The sequence below is a fragment of the Mycobacterium lepromatosis genome, assembly GCF_000975265.2.
GTDB classification, from domain to species: Bacteria; Actinomycetota; Actinomycetes; order Mycobacteriales; family Mycobacteriaceae; genus Mycobacterium; species Mycobacterium lepromatosis.
This window is the reverse complement of the sequence record NZ_CP083405.1, coordinates 373,754-397,830: the sequence shown is the minus strand read 5'-3', so window position 1 is coordinate 397,830 and position 24,077 is coordinate 373,754. Positions and strand designations below refer to the sequence as shown.

General features: G+C 55.3%; 25 protein-coding genes and 5 pseudogenes. 12 read left to right on the top strand and 18 right to left on the bottom strand.

Annotated features, from left to right (window positions below):
- Window positions 1-10 precede the first annotated feature (10 nt).
- Window positions 11-682, top strand: coding sequence for a hypothetical protein (locus MLPF_RS01660; protein WP_050039361.1), 672 nt, complete (start codon window positions 11-13; stop codon window positions 680-682).
- A gap of 601 nt (window positions 683-1,283) precedes the next feature.
- Entirely contained in the window at window positions 1,284-1,454 is a 171-nt protein-coding gene (locus tag MLPF_RS01655; protein ID WP_237817104.1) for a hypothetical protein, read from the top strand.
- Here MLPF_RS01655 and MLPF_RS01650 read toward each other — a convergent pair.
- The gene (locus tag MLPF_RS01650; protein WP_237817231.1) at window positions 1,451-1,681 is read right to left on the bottom strand and encodes a hypothetical protein; all 231 of its coding nucleotides are present in this window, start codon (window positions 1,679-1,681) and stop codon (window positions 1,451-1,453) included. The genes MLPF_RS01655 and MLPF_RS01650 overlap by 4 nt on opposite strands.
- Window positions 1,682-2,053: 372 nt before the next feature.
- Here MLPF_RS01650 and MLPF_RS01645 point away from each other — a divergent pair, with 372 nt between their 5' ends.
- A complete protein-coding gene (locus tag MLPF_RS01645; RefSeq protein ID WP_156147271.1) occupies window positions 2,054-2,257 on the top strand; it encodes a hypothetical protein in 204 nt (67 codons plus the stop codon).
- 346 nt (window positions 2,258-2,603) lie between these two features.
- Here the strand turns inward: MLPF_RS01645 and MLPF_RS16815 are convergent, their stop codons facing one another.
- From MLPF_RS16815 to MLPF_RS01630, 4 genes are all read right to left on the bottom strand, one after another.
- The gene (locus MLPF_RS16815; protein WP_156147272.1) at window positions 2,604-2,822 is read right to left on the bottom strand and encodes a PPE domain-containing protein; all 219 of its coding nucleotides are present in this window, start codon (window positions 2,820-2,822) and stop codon (window positions 2,604-2,606) included.
- Window positions 2,823-4,296: 1,474 nt separating this feature from the next.
- Complete coding sequence (locus tag MLPF_RS01640) at window positions 4,297-4,479, bottom strand: hypothetical protein (RefSeq protein ID WP_050039335.1); 183 nt, start codon at window positions 4,477-4,479, stop codon at window positions 4,297-4,299.
- On the bottom strand, window positions 4,464-4,700 hold the full coding sequence (locus MLPF_RS01635; RefSeq protein WP_050039336.1) for a hypothetical protein: 237 nt from the start codon (window positions 4,698-4,700) through the stop codon (window positions 4,464-4,466). The genes MLPF_RS01640 and MLPF_RS01635 overlap by 16 nt, the downstream gene beginning before the upstream one ends.
- Window positions 4,701-4,919: 219 nt before the next feature.
- A complete protein-coding gene (locus MLPF_RS01630) occupies window positions 4,920-5,057 on the bottom strand; it encodes a sigma factor-like helix-turn-helix DNA-binding protein (protein WP_420329652.1) in 138 nt (45 codons plus the stop codon).
- Between the two features lie 28 nt (window positions 5,058-5,085).
- Here MLPF_RS01630 and MLPF_RS01625 point away from each other — a divergent pair, with 28 nt between their 5' ends.
- Window positions 5,086-5,304, top strand: a complete 219-nt coding sequence (locus tag MLPF_RS01625; protein WP_156147273.1) for a hypothetical protein — start codon at window positions 5,086-5,088, stop codon at window positions 5,302-5,304.
- 200 nt (window positions 5,305-5,504) lie between these two features.
- Here MLPF_RS01625 and MLPF_RS01620 read toward each other — a convergent pair whose 3' ends face one another.
- The 3 genes from MLPF_RS01620 to MLPF_RS16810 form a co-directional block, all read right to left on the bottom strand.
- The gene (locus MLPF_RS01620) at window positions 5,505-5,783 is read right to left on the bottom strand and encodes a hypothetical protein (protein ID WP_045843782.1); all 279 of its coding nucleotides are present in this window, start codon (window positions 5,781-5,783) and stop codon (window positions 5,505-5,507) included.
- A gap of 78 nt (window positions 5,784-5,861) precedes the next feature.
- Window positions 5,862-6,092, bottom strand: coding sequence for a DUF1295 domain-containing protein (locus MLPF_RS01615; protein WP_236685202.1), 231 nt, complete (start codon window positions 6,090-6,092; stop codon window positions 5,862-5,864).
- A gap of 893 nt (window positions 6,093-6,985) precedes the next feature.
- Window positions 6,986-7,603 (bottom strand): DUF1365 family protein, encoded by a 618-nt coding sequence (locus tag MLPF_RS16810; RefSeq protein WP_420329653.1) that lies wholly within the window; start codon window positions 7,601-7,603, stop codon window positions 6,986-6,988.
- 131 nt (window positions 7,604-7,734) lie between these two features.
- Here MLPF_RS16810 and MLPF_RS01610 point away from each other — a divergent pair, with 131 nt between their 5' ends.
- Window positions 7,735-7,950, top strand: a complete 216-nt coding sequence (locus MLPF_RS01610) for a hypothetical protein (protein ID WP_175266488.1) — start codon at window positions 7,735-7,737, stop codon at window positions 7,948-7,950.
- Between the two features lie 305 nt (window positions 7,951-8,255).
- On the opposite strand, the gene MLPF_RS01605 is transcribed toward MLPF_RS01610, so the two are convergent.
- From MLPF_RS01605 to MLPF_RS01590, 4 genes and pseudogenes are all read right to left on the bottom strand, one after another.
- Window positions 8,256-8,492 carry a hypothetical protein gene (locus tag MLPF_RS01605; protein WP_050039339.1) on the bottom strand — a complete coding sequence of 79 codons (237 nt, stop codon included), beginning with the start codon at window positions 8,490-8,492 and terminating at the stop codon, window positions 8,256-8,258.
- A 113-nt stretch (window positions 8,493-8,605) separates the two neighbouring features.
- Window positions 8,606-8,818, bottom strand: coding sequence for a hypothetical protein (locus MLPF_RS01600; RefSeq protein ID WP_162196985.1), 213 nt, complete (start codon window positions 8,816-8,818; stop codon window positions 8,606-8,608).
- Window positions 8,819-8,970: 152 nt separating this feature from the next.
- A pseudogene (locus MLPF_RS01595) lies at window positions 8,971-11,727 on the bottom strand (MMPL/RND family transporter); the annotation flags it as partial.
- Window positions 11,728-12,237: 510 nt separating this feature from the next.
- A pseudogene (locus MLPF_RS01590) lies at window positions 12,238-12,826 on the bottom strand (TetR/AcrR family transcriptional regulator).
- Window positions 12,827-13,178: 352 nt separating this feature from the next.
- Between MLPF_RS01590 and MLPF_RS01585 the strand changes: the two are divergent.
- The 3 genes and pseudogenes from MLPF_RS01585 (at window position 13,179) to MLPF_RS01575 (ending at window position 16,576) form a co-directional block, all read left to right on the top strand.
- On the top strand, window positions 13,179-13,643 hold the full coding sequence (locus MLPF_RS01585; RefSeq protein WP_045843784.1) for an MmpS family transport accessory protein: 465 nt from the start codon (window positions 13,179-13,181) through the stop codon (window positions 13,641-13,643).
- A pseudogene (locus MLPF_RS01580) lies at window positions 13,640-16,252 on the top strand (MMPL/RND family transporter); the annotation flags it as partial. The gene MLPF_RS01585 and the pseudogene MLPF_RS01580, both read left to right, overlap by 4 nt.
- Window positions 16,253-16,396: 144 nt before the next feature.
- Window positions 16,397-16,576, top strand: coding sequence for a hypothetical protein (locus tag MLPF_RS01575; RefSeq protein WP_045843786.1), 180 nt, complete (start codon window positions 16,397-16,399; stop codon window positions 16,574-16,576).
- Between the two features lie 331 nt (window positions 16,577-16,907).
- Here the strand turns inward: MLPF_RS01575 and MLPF_RS01570 are convergent, their stop codons facing one another.
- From MLPF_RS01570 to MLPF_RS16790, 6 genes and pseudogenes are all read right to left on the bottom strand, one after another.
- Window positions 16,908-17,369: a DUF5078 domain-containing protein gene (locus MLPF_RS01570; RefSeq protein ID WP_045843787.1), complete on the bottom strand. Its 462-nt coding sequence runs from the start codon at window positions 17,367-17,369 to the stop codon at window positions 16,908-16,910.
- 75 nt (window positions 17,370-17,444) lie between these two features.
- Window positions 17,445-17,858, bottom strand: a pseudogene (locus tag MLPF_RS01565) (Clp protease/crotonase-like domain-containing protein); the annotation flags it as partial.
- A gap of 594 nt (window positions 17,859-18,452) precedes the next feature.
- Window positions 18,453-18,641: a prolyl oligopeptidase family serine peptidase gene (locus MLPF_RS16805; protein ID WP_237756043.1), complete on the bottom strand. Its 189-nt coding sequence runs from the start codon at window positions 18,639-18,641 to the stop codon at window positions 18,453-18,455.
- A 506-nt stretch (window positions 18,642-19,147) separates the two neighbouring features.
- Window positions 19,148-19,450 (bottom strand): hypothetical protein, encoded by a 303-nt coding sequence (locus MLPF_RS16800; protein ID WP_237817230.1) that lies wholly within the window; start codon window positions 19,448-19,450, stop codon window positions 19,148-19,150.
- Window positions 19,451-19,483: 33 nt separating this feature from the next.
- Entirely contained in the window at window positions 19,484-19,681 is a 198-nt protein-coding gene (locus MLPF_RS16795) for a hypothetical protein (RefSeq protein WP_237756044.1), read from the bottom strand.
- Between the two features lie 66 nt (window positions 19,682-19,747).
- Window positions 19,748-20,017 (bottom strand): hypothetical protein, encoded by a 270-nt coding sequence (locus MLPF_RS16790; protein ID WP_236685206.1) that lies wholly within the window; start codon window positions 20,015-20,017, stop codon window positions 19,748-19,750.
- A 225-nt stretch (window positions 20,018-20,242) separates the two neighbouring features.
- On the opposite strand from MLPF_RS16790, the pseudogene MLPF_RS01540 reads away from it, so the two are divergent.
- From MLPF_RS01540 to lpdA, 4 genes and pseudogenes are all read left to right on the top strand, one after another.
- Window positions 20,243-21,395 (top strand): annotated as a pseudogene (locus MLPF_RS01540) (aldehyde dehydrogenase family protein); the annotation flags it as partial.
- Window positions 21,396-21,787: 392 nt separating this feature from the next.
- A complete protein-coding gene (locus MLPF_RS01535; protein ID WP_175266494.1) occupies window positions 21,788-21,997 on the top strand; it encodes a putative holin in 210 nt (69 codons plus the stop codon).
- A 155-nt stretch (window positions 21,998-22,152) separates the two neighbouring features.
- Window positions 22,153-22,314 carry a hypothetical protein gene (locus tag MLPF_RS01530; RefSeq protein WP_156147280.1) on the top strand — a complete coding sequence of 54 codons (162 nt, stop codon included), beginning with the start codon at window positions 22,153-22,155 and terminating at the stop codon, window positions 22,312-22,314.
- A gap of 355 nt (window positions 22,315-22,669) precedes the next feature.
- A complete protein-coding gene (gene lpdA / locus MLPF_RS01525) occupies window positions 22,670-24,073 on the top strand; it encodes a dihydrolipoyl dehydrogenase (protein ID WP_045843791.1) in 1,404 nt (467 codons plus the stop codon).
- Window positions 24,074-24,077: the final 4 nt, after the last annotated feature.

Sequence of the window (24,077 nt, the reverse complement as noted above, 5' to 3'; positions counted from 1 at the left end):
GGTTTTCGACGTGCTGCCAAGTGGCGCTGCGGCCCTGTGGGATGCCTTGAATGAGGGGCACGCGCCGCGTACTGACATGTTGTGTTCGTTTGCTGGCTGGATTGATGGCCAGCCCCTGCTCGGCCTGGCAGCAACAAGCAACGAATCCACCGCGCATATCGCACTGACAGTGTTGCTGATCACTAGCTTGGTGATCTCGATAACGGTGCAAATGCTGGCCGATCTATTGGCCGGAACTTTAGACCGCCTGGCGTTCTCCCAGTTCTTCACGCCGCGCACTAACCGGGCCACACTACGGCCACACCGGTGCAGCACCGCCGCTGCGGTCAGCTACTCTCCCCCTGGTCGATATCGACTAGAACACATTTATCAGGCTCATCCGCTGGGCCACTACGGTGACCGGACCAAACCAGTCGCCAACCCACTGACCGCGTTGCCTATGCCCAATGAGCGACTTGCCAATCGTAACACACCCAACCATCCGCTGAAGCAGTCCGACGAACTCCACGCTGTTCTCACCAACCACATTAGGTGGCACAAGCTGCACAAAAGCCACAACTCCGTAACTACCGCTGTAGTGAAGCTAATACAACTCAACTGTATTTCCCATACGTGCCAGCGATTTCGGCCAAGTAATTTTGCGCACCGATACGCTCCTGGCGCACAAGAGTTGTGTGGATAATAGTTGACATGGTCGAAATCGGAAATAGACGGATGAGATGCCTAGTCACACTGACTATGGGTGGCAGTACTTTGGTAGTGTCACGAGTCCATAGGGCAGTGTTTCGACGGCACCCGTCCAACTGCCATTCCAAGGAAATAATCACTGACCAACTATCCCTGGTCAGTGAACCAGACCCCTGTACGACTCGACCGGCTGGCTGTCGCTTTTTGCCATGTGTCCTGATGCCACGTTGATGTAATTGCTCGGGCTGGTCGTCGCCTTCACAGCTGACAAAATTTCGTCGCTGACCAGCTTGAGGTACGGCCAAGAATACGCCATGGGCGCCTTCTTCGTGCTCTACAGCCTGGTGGTGTTCAGCTTTGTGGCGTTGCCGACACTCACGCCGCCCCGGAATCGGCACCGCCGGCTAACACACACTAGTGGTCGAGTTCAGCGGTTCCCGGGATCTGCGATCTCACGTTGTTGTGTGGTGGCCGGGGGTGTTGGTGTTTGTGGCAGGAATTGTTGGTCGGTTTCATAGGTGGCAGGTGAAGTAGTGTTCTGGTGTGCCATCGCTGGCCGATACGGTCGGGAGTTTGGTGGGCTAGCCTAGATCTTGTTGGCGCTGGGTGTTGGGGGCGCTTTCGGGTGCATGCTATGGCTGTGGGGTGTCTGTTTGTTCACCGGCCCTCGGCCAGCCGGTGTGCCCCCGGCTGTGTTGGTGCCGTGTTGGTTTCACAGTTCGTCGATGACCTCGCAGCCGGTGATGACGCGTACGGCGGTGCTCTAGCCTAGGGCAGTACTTGACTTTTTGTGGAGATCGACCGCGGAAGGAAGATAAAAGCCATCCACGGCGTGATCTGGTGACTTATGCGCGTGGCGGGCTAACACATCACCAGAAAAGCGCAACTGATCCCCGGCCACCCGCCACACCATACGCACCCCCAGCATCGCCAGCTTCGATGTCGCGGCCGGCGACCAACACCAACTACTCGGCGGCCCTTGCAAGCAGCCCACCTACGCCGCGACCAACCCTAAACCACCAACACAACCCACACCACCGATCCCCACCACACCCCTCAACCACACAAAAATCAACAACACCCTAGGCTTCAATTACCCCAGCGATGCACCGTTCAATACTGGCTCGCACGGAAGCCGGCATCGACGGTGATCAGACAAATGAACAGGTAGTCGGTGAGAACTGCTGACTAGCCGCTTGAGGTCCACCTTCCTTGCGCCCACGGCTTCGAGGACAAGCGCCAAGGCTGCGTGCAGTGCTACTCGGATAGAACCGGCTGCCTAGTGTCTGAGCTCACGACGCCGGTGTCGCTAACACCCTTGTTACAAAAGCCTGAGCGCAGGATATCTGCGGTATGCGGCATTCGTATGGGTTTTCTGAGGGCCGAGTTAGGACCAGTTGCGCCGCCGACGCCAATGTTCGGGTTACCCGACTCGAATCCGCTGGTAGCGACTATAGCCTGGTTTGGCGCGGCTGCGTCGAACAAGCTCGAGTTTAGATTTTGCCACGTTGAGACCGCCCGTGACGTAGCGGCCGGAGTTGAAGAAGCTAACGTTGCCCGGGCTGCCTAGTCCGGATGTTCTACCATCTCAGCCTTTCCTGGGCCCGGGGGCACTCTGGCGACTTCGGTGATGCCTGCCAGTTCCGCTGTGCACGTGGCCACTCTCAGAGCTTCCGCTATTCGTGCCGATGTTGATGCCAAGGTTGCGCAACGCGCGCTGCCTCGGCGCCAAGTGCTCAGCCGCCGTCGACGCGCCGATGTGGTATCTTGCACCTCGCATCTATATCCCACGCCCACTTTTGCTCGTACGCGGCCTCGATGTCGGTGATCACGGGAGCTGTTTTGCCCCAACTAGCTTGTAGTCGTCAACACTTAACACTAGGGCCCGTTTGTCCGCAACGGCTAAGCCGTGGTCGCTAATATCGTCTCGAACGCTGCTGTAGTGGCCTAGGTGCTGCGCTAGCCCACATATGACTTACACGACTTGACGTACACGACGTCGTCGCAGCTCTCATAGTTGGCGATGACAGACGGTCTTCAGCCAGCTGGTCCTGTGCTGCAGCTGGGGTAATCAGCGGCCCCGATCCGGGACTAACGATCATGAATGCCGAATTGATTTCAGGCGGAATCCACACGTGATGCCGGTTTGTCACAACTCAAACTTCGCAGGGAACGATCACTACCGTGACTGTATCAGCCTTACTAGGGCGCGGATTGCAGGACACGTACCAGCCTTGCCGGGGCGGACATCGGTCGGCAACCTGTTTCAGACTATATATTTGCTCGACAACCACGGTCGCGACGTAGCTCTCAGCGGTCTGGTCGTAGTTGATCACCGGCTTGTGCAACCAAAGGGCGACGGGGTCGATGACTTTAAGGTCGGGGCCCTAGTAGCCGATCTGCGATCCGGCCGCGGTCGGCCGTGCCGGCCGAGGCGGACCAGCACGGAAGTGAGTTCAAGGGCAACGAGAACAGTCCACGCGCTCGGTCATGTGCCCAATTCGCCAGGAAGAGTGTCAGGTAGCTTGTGTCGCAGATCATGCCGTAGTGTGCTTCACTGTAGCCGAGACCGGCTCTATTAGGTAGTTGCGGTGCAGTAGCTTTCCTAAGGTGTACTGTGAGTTGTCTTTTAGGTTGCCAGTAGCGGCAAACAGCCTGGCTAACGTCGTCGAGAACCCAATGTAGGTCTCTAATATTGGGTGCTCGACGCGGACACGGTTACGAGTGGCGATGCGATCGCCGGGTCAGGTTCGTTCTTGGGATTGTTCCCTAGCGGGAAAATCCAGCACTACTCGTACGCTATGTACAGGGTCGGACAATCATGACCAGGCTTGTCCGGTCAGGATGCGGGCGCTAACCTTTGAGCTGGCGTATTTGCACGACTTTCCCAGCCACCGGTAGCTGGGCGATTCCGCGGTAGTTGGGTTAGAGCACGAACGGGTTGACGAAGAGATGCAGTCCGATCGGATGCAGCAATAACTGTGCGGTGAATTGCAAAACTCCAGCACCGACACCTTATTACTGGCCTTTTTATCCGGCCACACGGGGTCACCCGCGTAGGCGGCAACCATCGTGAAAGTGGATCGGCAACCCGAACTCCTCGACGAAATCGAACACCTTCTGCAGCAACGGCTATCAGCCGGTGGGCGGAATGTCGGTCACGCATTAGAGCCGGTAACCGCCGCCATCGACCATCCCCTCCCCTGTGGATCTTTTTAATTTCCTCGCGGGCGGCGTCGTCGCTCGGGATCGGCTATTCGCTCTCGGTCCGGTGGATGGTCAGCAGCGACGACGAGAAGCCCAACGCCCCAACCTCCATCGCTTGCTTCGCCAGCGCGCTCATTTTCGTGAGGTTTTCAGTAGTGGCTGTTTTGCAGTAGGCGCCGTGCTGACTTAGCACGTACACCCGCAGCGGGGAAAGGTGGCTACGTCAATATCGCGTTTGTCGGCTTCCAGGGCATCCAAGTACTCGGGGAAGGTTTCCCAGGTCCATAGCAGGCCGTAAGTCATCACGACACCAGAGAATGTCCGCGACCCCGGCCGTTAAGTCGACGAGTACGTCGTAGTCTTCTTGGCGGCACGGCACAAAGCCATCTCCGCAGTTGCCCATCAGTTACCCCGTGCACCGACGACGGGGTCAGGCGCTGCGACCCAAATGGCCTGGCTGTTGTCGAGGCGCCACGGCCGCGGTGCCCATTGCTGCTGCAGATGTTGGACCTTGAGCCCGATCAACCACATATAGTAAACGGTGTCCGGAAACGGCGGCGGCATGTTGTTCACCACCACCCCCATGTTGCGATCGCAACGAGAACATCATCGTGGCCGTCTGGTAGCCAGCGGGGGTAGAGACGGTCCGCACATCCGGATACCCCAAGATCATTTTCGAGGTCGAGATCGGTGTTGTCGACGATGAGGAAGACGGCACGGTAGGCAACATCGACACCCCGGCAGCAAACGCAGTCGGGTTCACTACGATCGCTGCTGCGGCCGCCCATACTGCTGGACGCCCACATAACCGGCCCGACCCGTATAAGGTTTCACCGCGGCGAGTGTGGCCTCCTGGAGCTGTTCCGGCGGTATAGCCGGTGATCGTCGCACTAGCCCATCTCGACGACGAGCCCGATTGGCGACTTGCTTAGCAAGTTCAAGCAGCCGAAAATCGTTCGGCTTAGTCAAGAGCGCTGCTCTTTCACATCGCTACGCTCTGCATCGTCGCTGACGCGACCAAGCAGTTACACAGTCCAAATGATATATGTGTATATACGTAACTTGATCGTTGACAAATTGTCGGCTAGTCGCTGCGACACTTCGACGTATGTCAGCTTATCGTGGTAAGCCAGTTCAATGCACTGTCGCTGCGCATCAGTCAACTCATCCAGACAGGCGAGTTGCCCGACGATGCTCGTTATTAGTCATCGTCGACTAGGCGACCGGGTCGCGCTAGCCGGGTCGACACTGGCCACGGCGTCGTGCAATTCCGACGGCTTCCGGCTTCCTCGCTACACACCTTGTCCGGGAAACACGACCACCATCTTGCTCACCGACCGCTGCTTGACCGATCATCATGCCAGCGCTCGACTCCCCCCGCTGCGAGCCCTTGGCGGAGTCGTATTCTGACCCCGCTCGCAATACCTCGTAGGTAAACATCCTGGGTGGGTTCTTCGCTGTAGCCCGAACCCCACAGCGCCCGTATCACCAGTCTTTAGACCCGCGTCTTAATAGCGCATGACGCGCGGCTAACACTGTCCGGTGGTCTGGGCATGAAATATATTGCTTGTTTTTGATATTCGGCGCAACCGGGATGGTCTTTCATGTACTTATCGGTGAGCTGAACCGCTCATGTACATCAGGAAATAGATCTTCACCAGCGGTGAAACCATCTTGGCCAACGACACCCAGTCGTCAATCGTGATTGAACCACAGCCCCCACCACACGCAGACTTCACCGAAGTATTTTTGGGGGGTGGAGCGTCCAGAAAACACAGGTCGCGTTCCATGATGAACCCGGAGATTTGCCGAGTCGGATTGAGTACCCGCAGCTGACGAGTCCTGACCACTTCGAAGACGACACTGACAAGGCAAACAGCCAATCCCATCCCTGTGAAAGCTAGCAAATGGCTTCGATGCTGGACCACTCACTGCCGACAGTTGAAGCAGTAATGAGACAAATAGAATCAAGAAGCCCTGCAGGAGAAAGATCTTGCGGACCACAGTGATCCCGCCGCGGCGTCGTGCAACAGGTTGGCATAGCGTGTCCCAGCGCTCTTGCCAACCGTCTTGCGGTAAATGAGCCAGTACAGCCTCAGTGCACAGCTTGGCGTCAGCGCTAGCAACAGCCATTGGCGGCCCGTGTCACCGTGGACGAAAATCGTAGCCAAGGAGACGAAGCCCAAGGGCCATGTCATGTCCATGATGTTCTAGCGCACCGACCTCTGGTTGATGGCAAACGTGATCGAATGCACCACCGCCAGCACAAACACCGAAACGCTTGAAATCACTAAAGATACCGTAGTCGTTCACAACGCATCTCGACGCGCAAACGTCCACTGGCAGAAATCTAAATAGCCCGACCTCGCATATACTACGTTACAGATCGTACTCTTCCTGAACACCTCATCGAAAAACCAATTGCACAATGCATATAGAGGCTACATGAACCTAACCAAGCCAGAGTCAAAAGGTTTCGACGTTATACGCACCCAGGTATGCCGTATGGGTGATACCGACGATGGCCTTCGTAGAAGGGTGGTAGGACGCCAGGTAAGATGTACTTCATGAATCCAAGTATGTTTCACGGCCAGAATCAGGTTGTGCGGCATAGTGATCGCCTTGATCGCGATATTCGCCTACCAGCCTGTCCAGCGTGACGAAATACCGCGCCCATGTAATAATGTCCACACCGACGAAAACATCGACTCCTACCGAACGCAGCCTAAAACCCACAAGACCACTCTCAATGTTCTAACGACCAAGGACCACTAGCAAGTCATAGCATCTGTCGACATTGCGGTAATAGCGCAGGCCAATCTGGACTCGATACGACAACCCGGCTATGGCTACCCGTTGTCACGTCAGGGGCCGCTGCTCGACGAGTAAGGTATGACCGGGCGTAAGACCCGCGAGTGGCAGCGCGGATGCCCGGCTCGTCCCACCCAGCTCCTAGTTCGAGCACCTGGCTGCAGCATTGTACTCCAGCCATGTCGAGCAAAAGGTCGATCTTGCGTCGTTGAGTTACAGCCAAATCGTGCCACCGGGGTGTTCGAGTTGGCAATTGGGTAAATAGAGCGCATGAGTTACGTCACGGCCTGATAGAAAAACTATGCGCACAGGTCGTTCGACAGGTCACCATCGGAAATCTACTTAACCACAATGTGATTCCCTGGATCCGTCTATGCGTCACCACTGACAACGGTGCCAGAGGTGAAATGATTTGCGTGATAACGTTACCTGCTGGGTCGTTGTCGGTTGACGTGCAGGCTGGCCATAAACGTCGACCGGTGGTGATGGTGCAACGTGACGGTGATGTGGACCTTGCTGTCGCATTCGTACCAAATAAATAGCCATCCGCCTGATTGAAACGGGGAAAAACATAGCAGGTTTGGCCGTCAACATAGGTTGGTTGGCTGATGGTAATAAGAAAGATGTAGCGTTCACCGTAGGTGTTGTGCATCTCAGCTACCACATGGCATATCAGGTTGTCGCAGTCGTGGCACCAAAAGATGTGCTTAACGGGGTAAAGACGTGCCCGAGTACATGCGCTTGTCGCAGTGCGATGATGCGACGCTCGAGGAACAACAGCCCAGCGGTCAGCGAAGACGGTTTCCGCCGTATAGTTCAGCCGAATGGCGGCATCGTCGATGTCGACGATGGCATCCTGGTCGCCAAAAATACCAGGTACCGCGCAAAGAGAATGCATAGTAGGTCAACTCGGCCGGGTACCCGGATGTTGCGCTGCCCGTTTGATATTTGTTTTGGCCGCCGTAGTTTCCGCTTTTACCAACACCCAGGTAGGTATAGGGCGTGAGCTTAATGTCCGGGATGGTGCTGATGACTGTATTGGTCTGGCAATCGAGCATCCGGATTAGCGGCTACAAGCAGTTGGCGGATCAGTTCTTCGATGGCGTTGTAGCCGCCTTCGCCGAACGTGGTGTGGCGCAACGTTCCCGTCGTTTAAATCAGGTATTCCGTGGGCCAATACAGGTTCTGGTAGTGCATCCACGTGGTGTAATTGTTGTTGAGTGCGCACGGGTAATTTATATGTAATCCTGAAATATCGATGGCCATGTTGCTTGCTACCAGTTTGAAGGCGCACTTCAAAGTATACAGCCCAATGACCGGGAACCCGTCATCGCAATATCGGTTGTACCAGTCGACCAAGTGGCCGATGGAGCGATGACAGTTGATGTAAGAGTACACCCAGGAGTCGGCCAAGACTATACTTGTCCTGTAACGACACGAGGTCGATCGAAGCTCCGCTCTGGGGATTGAGCTACTGGGTAATGCCGCTCACGGCCGGATCCAGGTCACATTGCTGCAGCTAGTAGGTGCCGTCCAATGCAATCGGCCGGTTACTCTGTTACTGCGCTGCTCAACTTCAGCTTGTGCTGGATGTCGTTGGCGCCGATGCCTTTCTGCGTAGCGACCGTGCAGTCAGGGGCGGCGTGATGCAGCATCGCGGACGGGTTGAACACCAACGCCAGCACGAGCCTTGCCAACCTAATCGATGCTGTGCCACCGGCAACCACGATCACGGCCAGTACCGGCCCGGCGCACGACACGTACAGCACGCCCAACGTTAGGAACATCCCAAAACCGTTTGTTTTTAAACCGAATTGGCTCTGTGTTAGACCTGGAAACAGGCGAGCAAACAGTCACTCAACCAAGCATTGCAGTAGCGGAAAGATCAATCCACGGTCGATCAGGCACCAACGTCACCCAGGGCCGGCCTAATCAGCTGATGTCCTGCGGGCAAATGCAGACCCAACAATAGCGCAGACACGGTCAAAGTGAACACGCTGAAGCTGCAGACTAGATCGGCGATCACACCAGATATAGGTCGCGTTGCCTGACGGCCGCCGCGGGTACTAGCTTGAGTGCTGTCTAAGCTGGACAAAAACACCACCGAAAGCATCGGCAAGATGCACGGCGACATTCCTGTGGTCAGGCCACCCAAAATCCGATTTAGCGCGATCGTGTGTATAGCTGCTATGTGGATCGGGTGAGATTACGGATGGGCCGCGGCGACCGCGACGGACACTGATGCCCGAAGAGTGGTCACACCATTTAGTCGCTGTAAGCCAAGGAACGTTCTGGATGGGATTCAACCAGCGCAGCCGCGGTCCGCAACGGCCGAGTGCGGGTCTGTTGCGGCCACCAGAACCAGCGTCCCAGCAGGGCAGCGATCGAGGGCATCATGAACGAGCGCACGATCAACGTGTCGAACAGTAGACCCAGGCCGATGGTGGTACCTACCTGCCCGATCACCCGCAGGTCGCTGACGACCATGGATGCCATCGTGAACGCGAACACCAGCCCAGCGTTCGTGACGACTTTGCCGGTGCCGCCCATCGAACGGATGATGCCGGTCTTCAATCCGGCCTGGATTTCCTGTTTGAACCGCGACACCAGCAGCAGGTTGTAGTCAGATCCCACCGCCAACAGCACGATAACCGACATTGCAAGCACCAAATAGTGCAATTCGATACCGAGAATGTGTTGCCAGAGTAACACGGACAGTCCAAAGGACGCGCCCAGTGAAAGCGCGACTGTACCCACGATAACAGCGGCGGCTACAAAGGCTCGGGTAATGATCAGCATGATGATGAAAATCAGGCAAAGCGATGAAATCCCTGCTATCACGAGATCCCAGTTAGCGCCCTCGTCGATGTCCTTGAAGACGGCCGCTGTGCCGGCCAGGTAGATCTTGACGGCCTCCAATGGGGTGCCCTTGAGAGCCTCCTCGGCTGCCGTGCGTATCGCGTTGATACTTGCGATACCCTCGCCGGTGGCGGGATCCCCCCGATGCAAGATGATGAAACGAGCCGCGTATCCATCCGATGACAGGAACGATTGCATCGCGCGCTTGAAGTCGGCGTTCTTGAAAACCTCGGGCGGAAGGTAAAATGAATCGTCGTTTTTAGCAGTGTCGAATGCCTTCCCCATCGTGTTGGCGTTGTCGCTCAGCTCGTTAATCTGATCAAAGATCCCAGACATGGTACTGTACATGGTCAGCATGACGGTGCGCATGCTCTCCATGCTTTCGATCATCGGCGGGAATTGCTCCAACATTTGCGGCATCAGCAGATCCATGTTTTTGATGTCACCAACGATCGAGTTCAGTTTCTCGTCGATCTGGTCCACGCCGTCTAGCGCATCGAATATCGATCGAAATGACCAGCATATTGGAATGTTGAAACAATGTCTTTCCCAGTAAAAATAGCTACGAATCGGCCGCCAGAAATCATCGATGTTACCCACCGTTCTTTGGTAACGGAAATTATTTTATTTCGGATAATGATTTCCGCATGGCGTGATGGTTGTGGCGATTTTCGATATCGATACAATATATGCGCTGCATCGTATAGTATAGACTATTTCATCGCGTAGACTTGTTTCAAGAAAGTCCGTCATGCGCTAGTGCAGATACGGACGATTCTCGATTTGTGTCGTGTTTTTCATGATGATCTAGAATGGTATGGACATTTGCTCGGTCGACGTTCCCAGCCGGTCTAGTTATCGCCTGGACACACAAGAATATCGTGAATGCCCCCTGATGATCCGGTCCAACATCAGCGTATTAGCCGTGTTGCGATATGTCGTGATCGGTCTCGATTATTAGCAATTCCGGATTTATCCGGGTCTGAAAAAATTTCAGGAACAGATGGTAAATCAGATGTTTTTCTGGTACTGGTAGGAAAATACTCGAGAGTGTCGTAATTGGTCTTATACCCAGGCAAAGAGAGCAACCTGATAAGAGCAATCACGATAGACACAGCAAAAATTGTCCCAGGCCGACGAATGGTGACAATACTCAATCTGTTGCTATCCACGGGTCCGTATTTTACGTTTGGGGTCTAATTAAATGAAAAACTGTCAATAGGTTGATAGTAAAGACGCCCGGCTCCAGCGTAATAGCCGCGATCACGGCGACCAGCATTCCTACGGAGCACAGCAAGCCGAGCGTCCGGACATAGGGCATCCGGGCGAAGCTGAGGCAAAACGTCGCCCCGGCAATTGACAGACCTGAACCGATGGCAACGTGCACAGTTACATGGAACATGGTGTAGAAAGTTTTTCCCAGTCCTCACCAAGAGTGAATGCCTTTTGATATCACCTAAGGACTAATCTAATAGGGTATAGTCAGTTCACGGCGCAATGGTCAGCGATACAAGCAGATTTACCGCGAAATTTGTTCGCGAAATTTGTTACAGTCCAATGGTGTTGTTACAAGCTGGGAAAGCGACAACTTGCCGGGCAGCCATGAGCGCAATTCCCACCATCACGAGGATAAGAATCACTTGGACAAAAGAACAGTAGACAAAAAGCAACATAACAATGCTCACTAGGAAGGTGATCATCGTGACTCGTTAAACCCCTCGTGCCTACCCTCCGTTGACTAATCGGTATCGGCGGAGGGTAGGCACCACCGGTCATGTAGGCCTTAGATGCCCGACGGCGCTGGCGTGCCGTTCACGATTTGTTGGACAGACTCCGTTGTCTACGATCTCGCCCTGTTGACCGGTCAGATACACCTGTATATAGACCGCCTTGTCGTCCGAGCTTAGCGACCCGGCCACCGTCAACGGGCCCTCAGCAATCTTGGACGTGCTGAACATGCTTTTTGTCCGCCAAGGGCTTCCAGATCAACTCGCCGTATTGTTATGGTGGCGAGCCCCATCGCCAAGCGGTTGTACCGTCTTCCAGAACGATCATAATCGCACTGTCGGTGTTGAACTCGTTGAACATTTGTCCGGTACGCTTAATCGCCTGCATGGCAGGTGCATCGTTGGGGTTCATCGACACCGTATGTACTTTCCCGACGATTGCGGTACGGTTTACCGAAGAAAATGTCGTGGTTGACCGAAAGCGTCCAGGTCAGCAGCTGCATTGCTTACCTGCTACCGTTGGGCGTTGATGTCCAGATATAGTTATATAATTGACGTTGGTTACAGTCCTGGCAGGGCCATAAACCTAGTAAACTACGTGTTTGTGATTAAACTGCTTGCTGTCATCGGAAATGGCCGCTGGTAACCACCCGGTTGTCGTGAGTGCCGAAGAAACTGCTGAATCGATAAACACCGAAACTCTGCTGCCGCAACCACAATCACGGATCCACATTCTCGCACCGCGGCAGCAGCCGGAATCTTGACCACCCGATCACTTTACCACTTATCGGGCGCTTCACTGCCGCCTTTTCGACCGCTTTAACCATAGTTCGCCCCCGCATTGGCGTTTGCCGAAACTGTTCCTGTCCCAGATCGGAAAACCCACGAACATGCCCTTCACCTGTACGTCGCGCAAGGCACCGGTTATCAACTTCCATTTGCTTCGTCACAGCACGATGTCTGTTTCTGCTCCCTGCGATCCGGCGATGGGGCCAATGTAAGTAGCAGCGAGAAGCTGAGTCAGCGCGGTGGCAAAGTTAAGGTTCCACTCTGGGTAGGGAGGCCTCCGGTTCCTCGGCATAAGCGTCGGTGAGCCGCTCCGGGGGAATGCGATCTGCCACATGGTAGCCGCCAGAGAATAGGCGGCTAACAGGATGTCGAATGCACCAGAACGCCCGAGCGCGTGCTGGCTTGCGTCCGCCAAGGCGATCACGGCAGTGGTACTGGTCCACGTGCCCTCGATGACTATCTCGCGATGTCCACCCCATACTGCAAGATGCAGGTGCAGATTGGCGAGCAGATCGCAGAACAGCGGATCAGCGGCCAGACCGTTGGCCAACGTCTCAGCGACCCGCGATAGTGACATCGGACCGGATTTCGCCAACGTTTCACACACCGTATCCAACCCTCGGCGGCGAGGTGTAGCAGCACACCGCGGGGTAATGAGTTCCGGCACGGCCGGCGACAGCAGTCAGCGTCATCGACGTCACACCCGACTCAAGCGCCAGCGAGTGTGCGGCTTCCACGAGCGCCACCGCCCGTTGACGCTTGTTTTTTTCGTTAAGGGCGCTCTGAAACGTAAGTTACGTTACCACCATAGGATGACGTCCAGCGCGTGATTTGCGTTACGCGCGAGCATGATTTGCCATCAGAGCAGCAGGTTTACTTTTACGTACATTATATGCGTTACAGTGCCAAGGGTGCAGCAGGAAGGGAGGCAACGGTAGGCCTCGTGATTTACTTTCGCAAGACTTGATTGCACTCCGGCCAAAACGCCTTCGGCTCGGACCGACCACCACCAGAGCTGTGGCGGTCTGATCTTGTGGTGCGGGTGGTCCGGCGCGACGATCTGAAGTTGAACTTGATTAAGCGGACAACGGGCCGCCAATGTCCAAACGCCAACGGAGTAAGGGGATGCCAATTTTCAAGTTGTTGTCACGGATTTGGATTCCACTTGTCATCCTGGCAGTGCTCGTGGTCGGGGGGTTCGTAGTGTACCGCGTCCACAGTTATTTCGCCTCCGAGAAACGCGAATCCTACGCAGACAGCAACCTGGTAAGCAACAAGCCGTTCAACCCCAAGCAGATTGTTTACGAGGTCTTCGGCCCACCCGGAACAATCGCAGATATCAGCTATTTCGACGTCAATTCCGATCCTCAGCGAATAGATGGGGCACAATTGCCATGGTCGTTAAGTATGACCACTACCTTGGCCGCAGTGATGGGAAACCTCGTGGTTCAAGGCAATACCGATAGTATCGGCTGTCGGATAATCGTGAACGGCGTGGTCAAAGCTGAACGAGTTTCCAACGAGGTAAACGCCTACACCTACTGCCTGGTGAAGTCCGCGTGACGACCAAATGCGCGAACGACCTAGACACCCATGCCAAGCGACCGTTCGTCGCAAGGATGATCCACCGATTTGCGGTACCGATCATCTTGGCATGGCTGGCCATTGTCGTCACCGTTAGTGTCTTCGTCCCATCACTAGAGGACGTCGGGCAAGAACGTTCAGTGTCGCTGAGCCCTAAGGATGCGCCGTCGTACATTGCGATTCAAAAGATGGGTCAGGCCTTCAACGAAGGAAACTCTGACAGTGTAGTAATGATCGTCCTGGAAGGCGATAAGCTACTCGGTGACGATGCTCACCGATTCTATGACAGCCTGATTCGTAGGTTGCGGGCAGACAGGCACGTGCAAAGCGTTCAAGACTTTTGGGGGGATCCCCTTACCGCGCCCGGCGCCCAAAGCAATGACGGTAAGGCTGCCTATGTCCAATTGAGTTTAGCGGGTAACCAAGGTGAGGTGCTGGCTCAAGAATCAATCGATGCTGTCCGCAAAATCGTTGTGCAGACGCCTGCACCTCCCGGGATAACGGCTTGGGTCACCGGAGCATCGGCCTTGGTCGCGGACATGCATCATAGCGGCGACAAATCCATGATCCGGATCACCGCAACGAGTGTGATCGTGATTTTGGTGACGTTGCTGCTCGTCTATCGATCGTTCACCACCGTTATTCTGCTGCTTTTCACGGTCGGGATCGAATCAGCGGCGGCGCGGGGAGTCGTCGCGTTGCTCGGACATACTGGGCTCATCGGTCTGTCCACCTTCGCGGTAAATCTGCTCACATCCTTGGCCATCGCGGCCGGCACAGACTACGGGATATTTATCACTGGCCGCTACCAGGAGGCCCGCCAGGCCAACGAAAACAAAGAAGCGGCCTTTTACACTATGTACCGGGGAACTTTCCACGTCATTTTAGGCTCTGGGCTGACAATTGCCGGGGCGACGTTTTGCCTCAGCTTCGCCCGGATGCCCTATTTCCAAACCTTGGGCATCCCGTGCGCGGTAGGGATGCTCATCGCCGTGGCGGTCGCACTCACCCTCGGACCGGCGGTGCTGACGGTCGGCAGCCGTTTCGGCCTGTTTGAACCCAAAAGGCTGATCAAGGTACGTGGCTGGCGACGGATCGGCACCGTGGTGGTCCGCTGGCCACTGCCCATTCTCACCACCGCCTGCGCTATCGCCATGGTCGGCCTGCTGGCCCTGCCCGGATACCGGACTAACTACAAGGACCGGGCGTATCTTCCCGCATCCATTCCCGCCAACCAAGGTTTTTTGGCCGCAGACCGTCATTTCCCACAGGCCCGGATGAAGCCCGAGATTTTAATGATCGAGTCGGATCATGATATGCGAAATTCGGCCGACTTCCTGATCCTAGACAAGCTAGCCAAGGGAATTTTCCGTGTTCCAGGAATTTCTCGGGTCCAGGCGATAACCAGACCCGACGGAACGGCAATGGATCATACTTCGATACCATTTCAGATAAGCATGAAAAATGCTGGCCAAGTACAAACCATGAAGTACCAACGTGATCGGATGAACGACATTCTTAGACAGGCTGAAAATATGGCCGAAACGATTGCTTCGATGAAGCGTATGTACCACTTGATGACGCTGCTCACAGAAAATACTCACAACATGTTAAGTGACACTATAGAAATGCAAAAAACTACTGGCCAATTACGTGATGCAATAGCGAATTTTGATGATTTCTGGCGGCCGATTCGTAGCTATTTTTACTGGGAAAGACATTGTTTCAACATTCCAATATGCTGGTCATTTCGATCGATATTCGATGCGCTAGACGGCGTGGACCAGATCGACGAGAAACTGAACTCGATCGTTGGTGACATCAAAAACATGGATCTGCTGATGCCGCAAATGTTGGAGCAATTCCCGCCGATGATCGAAAGCATGGAGAGCATGCGCACCGTCATGCTGACCATGTACAGTACCATGTCTGGGATCTTTGATCAGATTAACGAGCTGAGCGACAACGCCAACACGATGGGGAAGGCATTCGACACTGCTAAAAACGACGATTCATTTTACCTTCCGCCCGAGGTTTTCAAGAACGCCGACTTCAAGCGCGCGATGCAATCGTTCCTGTCATCGGATGGATACGCGGCTCGTTTCATCATCTTGCATCGGGGGGATCCCGCCACCGGCGAGGGTATCGCAAGTATCAACGCGATACGCACGGCAGCCGAGGAGGCTCTCAAGGGCACCCCATTGGAGGCCGTCAAGATCTACCTGGCCGGCACAGCGGCCGTCTTCAAGGACATCGACGAGGGCGCTAACTGGGATCTCGTGATAGCAGGGATTTCATCGCTTTGCCTGATTTTCATCATCATGCTGATCATTACCCGAGCCTTTGTAGCCGCCGCTGTTATCGTGGGTACAGTCGCGCTTTCACTGGGCGCGTCCTTTGGACTGTCCGTGTTACTCTGGCAACACATTCTCGGTATCGAATTGCACTATTTGGTGCTTGCAATGTCGGTTATCGTGCTGTTGGCGGTGGGATCTGACTACAACCTGCTGCTGGTGTCGCGGTTCAAACAGGAAATCCAGGCCGGATTGAAGACCGGCATCATCCGTTCGATGGGCGGCACCGGCAAACACCGATCGGTTCCTAGCAGCCACACTGCACTAAATGACACTAAGTGCAGTTAAAACTATGTCGGCTGGCTAACCGCAGGTGTTGCTGATAATGTCACACAGATCGTGCAACGGTGCCCTGCACGTCAGACAGTATGCATCCTGGTGGCGAGCCAGTTTACTGACCTGCCGCAGGGTGGCGAGTCTCATTCTGCGCACGTGGCCAATGTACAAGATGTCGGCGATGTTTCCGCCCAGGTCCACATTCGGATTGTTGCATTCATCTACGGCGTGCCGGTGCACGATATTTGGGTGGCCCGGTTGGTGCAGCCTGCTCCGGGTTGACAAGTGAGCTGATGTCAATCGAGGAAAGCAAGCGTGTCAGGGATCCGATTACCAGGTGCTTGGCTCATGTGACAAGCATTGCCTGGCCCGCACGGAGCTGCATCGGCGCGGAGCCGGTCGCGATTCCATAACCGATAACCGTGATAAGTGTACTCTAAATCCTCGTGGCAAGCAGTTCGGCAAGCGGACCAAGGCATGATAACCGCTACACCTTTCCTGTTGACCCAGAGGACGCAGGCCGCATAGCATAATTACGTTGTCCTCCTATTGGGGAGCAACACGAATCGGTCCAACTCGGCAGGTACAGCGCAAAATCGCGATTAGAGCATGACTACGGCCAGTTCCACACCGACATGTCTCCGGCCTGGTACTGGTTGCACACCTCGGTGGCTTTGGCAACAACGCCCTTATTGTTGAAGAAAATCTTCGCCCAATTTCCCCAACGCGTGGCCATCTGCTCGTAGTAGATGTTTGTCGCGGTGTCTTCGGAATACTGCCTGCGGCCGGCGGGGCTCAAGGAATAGAACCAATGGATACGATTGACCGCGGCTTGCTGGATGTCAGCCGGCTTGTTGTGCATATCGATCATGTACCGCAGGTAGTAGATCGGGCTGGTATCCCTGGCTGCCGCCAAATACTGCTCTGCATCACAGGTGGTAGCGATTTGCCGGCGGGGGATCGGAAAATCCTCCGTGGAACCGTCGGCAACGACAATCTTCGGAAAGGTCACAGTGGTGATACCAAGAACGAGAAAAACAGTGCTTTTACGTAGGCTGGTGCTCAGCCGAGACATAACGATTAGTGTAACCCTTTTCAGGGCTTTGAAGTAGTGTCTCGATAGCAGGTTACTAGTCTGATCTTGTAATCATCAGGAACAATAGACATGTGAGAGGTCCGGCCGTAGCTTGGGTGCGACCTGGCTGTAATTGCCCAACAGGCCGTTTAGGCGTGCGATCGCGATCTGCACCCTATTGGGTTTCGGTGGTGTGGATGAAGTCGAGCGCGTCGGGGGTGTTGCGCGTCAGGCCATCCAGAATGCCGCCTAGCATCTGGGTAGACGCTAGGCTCATGTTTTCGCAGGCGCCTGATTAACGATTAACCTCGGTGCCCATAACCGCGGCGACGGGATGCGTTCCAGCTCAGCGGTGATCTCGGGGACGCAAGCCTCGAGGCGTTCGAACGGGACCGATTCGTTTATCAGCTTGACGTCGGCTGACTGGATACCGGTCAACGGCCAGCTCGTAAGCGGGTGCCGCTTTACTTCGGCAAGGCCGAGCAGGTATGATCATTCTGTCAGTTAGGTTAGATTCTACATCTGCCTATATGAGTAGCGGTCGTCGTGTAGTTGCTAGCTATGTCGACGCACCAATTTTGCTTCTGATTGAGTGATCATCGTCTTACAGGCTCGCCACATAGCCATGAACTTAACTTCACAGAGACCTAAGTATAGCGAAATCTTCGCTTGGATCTCATTGTCCGTACATCATCATGCCTTCGCCCCCGTTGCTGGAATCCGCCGCCGAAGTCATAGCAGCAAAGTAAATTCCGAACTTGCTGGTAAAGCTCCTTGCCGCGATGTGCTGCGCAAGTCAACCCCTAGCATGCGGTACAGGAATGCGTAACTGAGCACCGCCTTAAACGCGACCTGCTCGTTTTCGACCCCACCTGAGTTCCCGCCCGCGATGTTTTCGTAGTACCAGATCCGACTGTTTGGAGGACCGCGGTCATCTTGCGGGAATGGCCAGTATGCACCCGGTTGTCGCGGTGGAAGTAATGAACAGCACCAGTGGATAATGCCGGTTCGCTGAAATGCTCTAGTAAAATCAGAGGATTAAGCGATGAACTCCCAGTGGTGCGAGTCGTCATGGTAGGCTATCTAATAAACGCTGGTCAATAGGCGATGGTAGTAGTGCATGTCCAGCAGTGGCACCTCAGAGACCAGAGTGTCGAACTTTTCTGGGTATTTGGTCCGCATGATGCCCATCAGTAACCCGCCGGTGCTGCCACCGCGTGCGTTGAACTGCTCGACATCTGCGATACCGCGATTCACCAAATCGGTTGTCAAAGAAACGAAATCTCAGCAAACTTGTGTCGACCTTCGTGGTCCAGCCACAGCTGACCCAGCACGCCCCTATATCCCTGTGTGCTGGATGATCTTGAAACCCGCCATAGCCGTCGAACAGTGTCGGGCCCGGCTGTTTGATGTATCCGGGCCAAACCACTAGGTACAGAATCAACTTGCTATCCTGATGATAGCACAAAATATTTTTGCCACGATAGTTTTTCAGCTTCTAAGAAAGCTAGTGTGGACTTGCCTGATCTAGTTGTTCGTTGCACGCGCAGCGCATTAATCGAGAGGGTGTGTTGAGTCGGCTGGAGTCGAACAAGAACTCGTCGCCATGCTCGTCCGCGGCGACGATGACGGTGTTGGTCGTGGCCGGGATACCGGGCAATGGTTCGCGTTGCGAGCTATCTGATGGAGCGATTTCGACGCGGCTGGCCCCGTCCCGTGAACGTAACGATCAACAGCTGGTCACGGATCCATGCAGCATAGTTTAGCGAGGTGTGCTCTTAGAGAGCGAACACCACGCGCAGTTTTACTGTTTCGTGGAGGAATTCGTCATAGTTAGCGGACAGCAACGAGCCACGCAGTTCGTAGAGCTCATAATTCCGTAAAGCGAGCGCTCGTCCCATGAAGGTGCGTGCGAAGCCCAGCGCTCGATCGACGGACGCAAAAGAGGCGGACATCGGAGTTACCCCATCGAAGACGGTCTTTGCATCGGCCAAGGGCGTGCTACGACGCCATCGCTTGATCGCTCGCGGATAGCCGAAATCGGTAAGTGAGTCAGCGCCAAAGCCGTTGCTCACCAGCACGTTATCTTGGGGTCGTCCCAGGTTGCATCTGATTTAGCTATCCGGTAGTTCGAACCCCTGGGCTACGGGTTCGCTTGTCAGCATGTTAAATTCACGCACGAACGATGCATCCACGCCGACTCGAGAGGGACTGATCGGCGTCCGCGTGTGGTCGGGTGCGATGACGCCGGTACTAGCCCACGCCCATTTCTCATCGTCAATTCGCCATAGTTCATCGATATCGATCAGCACGTCACACTCGGAGGAATCGGGGTATGGTAACTCTTGAGCGTGATGCGCCGCCACAGCCCGCGAGAGTTAGTGGCATCGCGCCAGAAGTTGTATTAGGTATTCACTGCGACGATTCACGTACAGGATCCGGGTACGGGTGTCGAGCACCTCGGTGCGCATCAGTTCGACTCCGCATCGCACAAATCGGCCAGTGTCGGTCCGTTGCGCGCGCACCCAATCCAGTGCCTTCACGCCGGTGATCCTCCCCCCGAACCACAGAGACAGGTTGTGGGATGCTGATGTCCGAGCGGCTTCCGAGGTCATGGAAGACACGGTGGCGTCGACAGCGATATGCATTATATTACATCTTTGGCATTGGAATTTGGTACTGCCAGTAAACGAGGAGCCGAACCGATGATTGTTTTCCCACGTCTGGGCTAAGCTGGGGCACCGATGTCGCATGAATCTCGGTACGATAAAATTTAGGGAGGACCAAATTTATGGCGTCCACCGAGGTTCGCTATGTCTAGAATCCGACGTCGGTGACCGAACAGACGTTTTGCTAAGTAGCCTAATCTGGGCGAGGCTGACATCGAAAAGACGCTCGACGCTGCACCGGCCTGGGGTAAAATCGCCTTTACCGAGTGGACAACGATTCTTAACAAGATCGCCGATTGCATCGAATAACGCATAGCCACGTTAGCACTAGCCGAATTTTGGGATAACGGTACCCCTATCCGGGAGGTTCTGGCCGCTGACATCGCTCTGGCAGCAGACCATTTCCGGTATTTCACCGAAGCGATCTACGCCTAGGCAGGTTCGCTGTCGTTGATCGACCAGGACACTGTCACCTATCACTTACGTGAACCGCTCGGCGTAGCGGGGAAGATCATTCCGTGGAACTTCCCATACTGATGGGTGCCTGGAAACTGGCACCAGGCAATACGGTGGAGCTCAAACCGACTGAACAAACACCGGTGCCGGTAGCTCGGGCGGTCTGGAAGTCGGTGGCAAGAGCCCGAATATCTTCTTCTCCAACATGATGGTCGATCACCGGCACCATCTTCGATAAAACGTCGCGCGAGGGATCCACCGTGTGTGCCCTCAACCAAGGCGAAATGTGCACCTGCCCATCGCACAGCCTGATTGCAGGCCGATATCTATGACGAGTTTCCGGAGCTGGCGTCGATCCGACCCAAAGCGGTCCAGGTCGGTTTGTTGGACACCGAAGCGATGCCGAGTTCTCAGGCTTCCAACGATTAGTTAGAGAAGGTGTCGTCCCACATCCAGATCAACAAAGACGAGAGCGCCACCCTGATCACCAGTGGCGATCACGCCTATATGGGCGAGAACCTAGCCTACGGGTTTTTGTGCAATCGACGATCTTCGCCGGCAAGACCAAGAATACAGATCTTCCAGGAGGAATTCTTCAGGCCGGTGGTCGCAACGTCACCGTTCACCGATAACCACGTTATCAGTATCGACAATTATACCCTTTATGGTCTTGCTCCTGGCATGTGGAGCCGCTACGGCAATATCGCCTACCAAGCCGACCGGGACATTCAAGCCAGCCAAGTGTGGATCAACTGCTACACTGCGCATCCCGCCCATGTGGGCTTCAGCTGCTACAAACAGGCTGGTTTCGGCCGCGAGACGTAAAATAATGCTGAACCATTACTACCGACAGACCAAGAGTTTACTGGTGTCCTACTCGGACGAGGCGCTGGTATTTTTCTTACGGTTCCGTATAAAACCACCCTACCCGATGGCGGCCATCACGGCTGCCGCAGCGCTGCTGGCCTGATTGCAGGAACAGCATAGTCCTTAGCACGAAGCCCCCACGATCAAGGAGACAAAAGCACCTAGCTGGTCCTCAATGTTGTCCTGGGGCGGCGGTGTGTTCAGTCTGGAAGCGCCGGAGGACGTGCGGTTCCTCAGTAGCGGTCAGGTTGTCACCGGCGCGAAGAAAACGCCGTCGCAGAACCACACCGGTCATCACCGGTAATGCCTACGCAGGGAACACGAACGGCCCTTAGTGTGTGGTCAGGTGGTGCACTTGGAGCATACGGTCGCACCGGTCATTGGTAACCGCAGTACGGTCGCCACCGTGGACCGCGCTCCCCTTGACTGGCCGGCACGCTGCTGATCGGAAGCACGGTCGGGTTGCTGACGGGAGTGGCGCGCACCGGGTTGATTCATCAGAAGATCCGGCCCGACGTCGTCATTGCCCTTGTGTGCATTATTCCCAGTGTGACTGGTATGCCGCTGATTCTGTTTTCCGGGCGTCGATGGGTAGCGATTCTGGGTTCATTCATCCTCGCGGTGGCGCCAGATTGATTCGATGTGCTCGCGGCTATCGAAGTGACGTCTCTTGGCTGACGAAGACGTCGACCCAGATCGCAAACCCGGCCCGGGAAACGAACCGTTCGTCCCGGCTATCGACATCGGCAAGGAGTCAGTCCTTTTTCGAGTTTGATTTTGATAGCATTGGATTGCAGCCGCTGCCACTCGACGCCGGTCTGGAGAAGTCTGACTTGGCAGTGGCTGGCGACGAGGATTTAGTGGCCGAGTTGGCTGCCGTACCGGTGGCAACACCAGGTCTGGACCAGTATCTGAAGTGGTGGAAGTTGGTTACGGTGCTCCTCGGTGTATGAAGCGCTGTCACGGAGGTCGGGCTCGCCCGAGTTGTATTGGTAATATCACACGATTGACAAGACAGCGCGGCTATTTATGGTATTGGTCTATGTCGTCGAATGCACCCTGGCAGGCGTGTTGCTGGTACCCGGCAAGCCGGCTGATCACGGCGCTGGTGCTTGCGGTGATGTCAGGACCCGCTTGCCGTCGTCGCTGCGTTGGCGCCTCTCTATGAACTACAACTACGAACGGATCGGCCACTGTCTGGTTGGGTGTCATTCCGTACTGAGGCCCAGACGATCTTGATTCGCGAGTTCGAGTACTCGCGTGACCCGTTCCCAGGTCACCGCCTAGTCAGCCACTAGGGTAACAGTCGTGACTCACTATGATGTCGTTGTGCTCGGAGCCGGTCCGGGCGGATATGTCTCTGCCATTCGTGCTGCACAGCTTGGCTTGAGCACAGCAGTCGTCGAACCCAAGTACTGGGGCGGAGTCTGCCTCAACGTCGGCTGCATCCCGTCCAAGGTGTTATTGCATAACGCCGAACTCGCACACATCTTCACTAAAGAGGCGAAGACTTTCGGCATCAGCGGCGACGCCAGCTTCGACTACGGGATTGCCTACGATCGTAGCCGCAAGGTGTCCGAGGGTCGCGTCGCCGGCGTGCACTTCCTGATGAAGAAGAACAAGATCACCGAGATACACGGCTACGGTAGATTTACCGACGCCAACACGTTGTCCGTTGAATTATCGGATGGCGGCCCTGAAACTCCACTAACGGTCACGTTCAACAACGCCATCATCGCCACCGGCAGCAACACCCGGCTGCTACCTGGCACGTTGCTGTCGACCAACGTGATTACCTACGAGGAGCAGATCCTGTCCCGGGAGCTGCCTGGCTCGATCGTCATCGTCGGTGCAGGGGCCATCGGTATGGAATTCGGCTACGTCCTGAAGAACTACGGCGTCGACGTGACGATCGTGGAATTCCTGTCGCGCGCCATGCCCAACGAAGACGCCGATGTGTCTAAGGAGATCGAGAAGCAGTTCAAGAAGCTGGGCATCAAGATCCTGACCGGAACCAAAGTGGAGTCCATATCTGACAACGGTTCGCATGTCTTGGTGGCTGTTAGCAAGGACGGACAATCCCAAGAACTGAAGGCCGACAAAGTGTTGCAGGCCATCGGGTTTGCGCCCAACGTCGACGGCTACGGACTGGACAAGGCCGGGGTAGCTTTGACCGAAGGCAAGGCCATAGGCATCGACGACTATATGCAAACCAATGTTTCGCATATCTATGCCATCGGCGACGTTACCGGCCAACTGCAGCTGGCCCACGTTGCCGAGGCCCAAGGTGTGGTTGCGGCCGAGGCTATCGCCGGCGCAGAGACTTTGGCGCTCGGTGACTACCGTATGATGCCGCGCGCGACGTTCTGCCAACCGAATGTAGCCAGCTTCGGGCTGACCGAGCAGCAAGCCCGAGACGGGGGTTATGACGTCGTAGTCGCTAAGTTCCCGTTTACCGCCAACGCGAAAGCGCACGGCATGGGTGACCCTAGCGGTTTCGTTAAGCTCGTTGCGGACGCCAAGTATGGGGAGCTGTTGGGCGGGCACATAATCGGTCATGACGTGTCCGAGTTACTGCCGGAGCTCACGCTCGCGCAGAAATGGGATTTGACGGCCACTGAGCTGGTTCGCAACGTGCATACGCATCCGACGATGTCAGAGGCGTTGCAGGAGTGCTTTCACGGCCTGATCGGCCATATGATCAACTTCTGAGCAG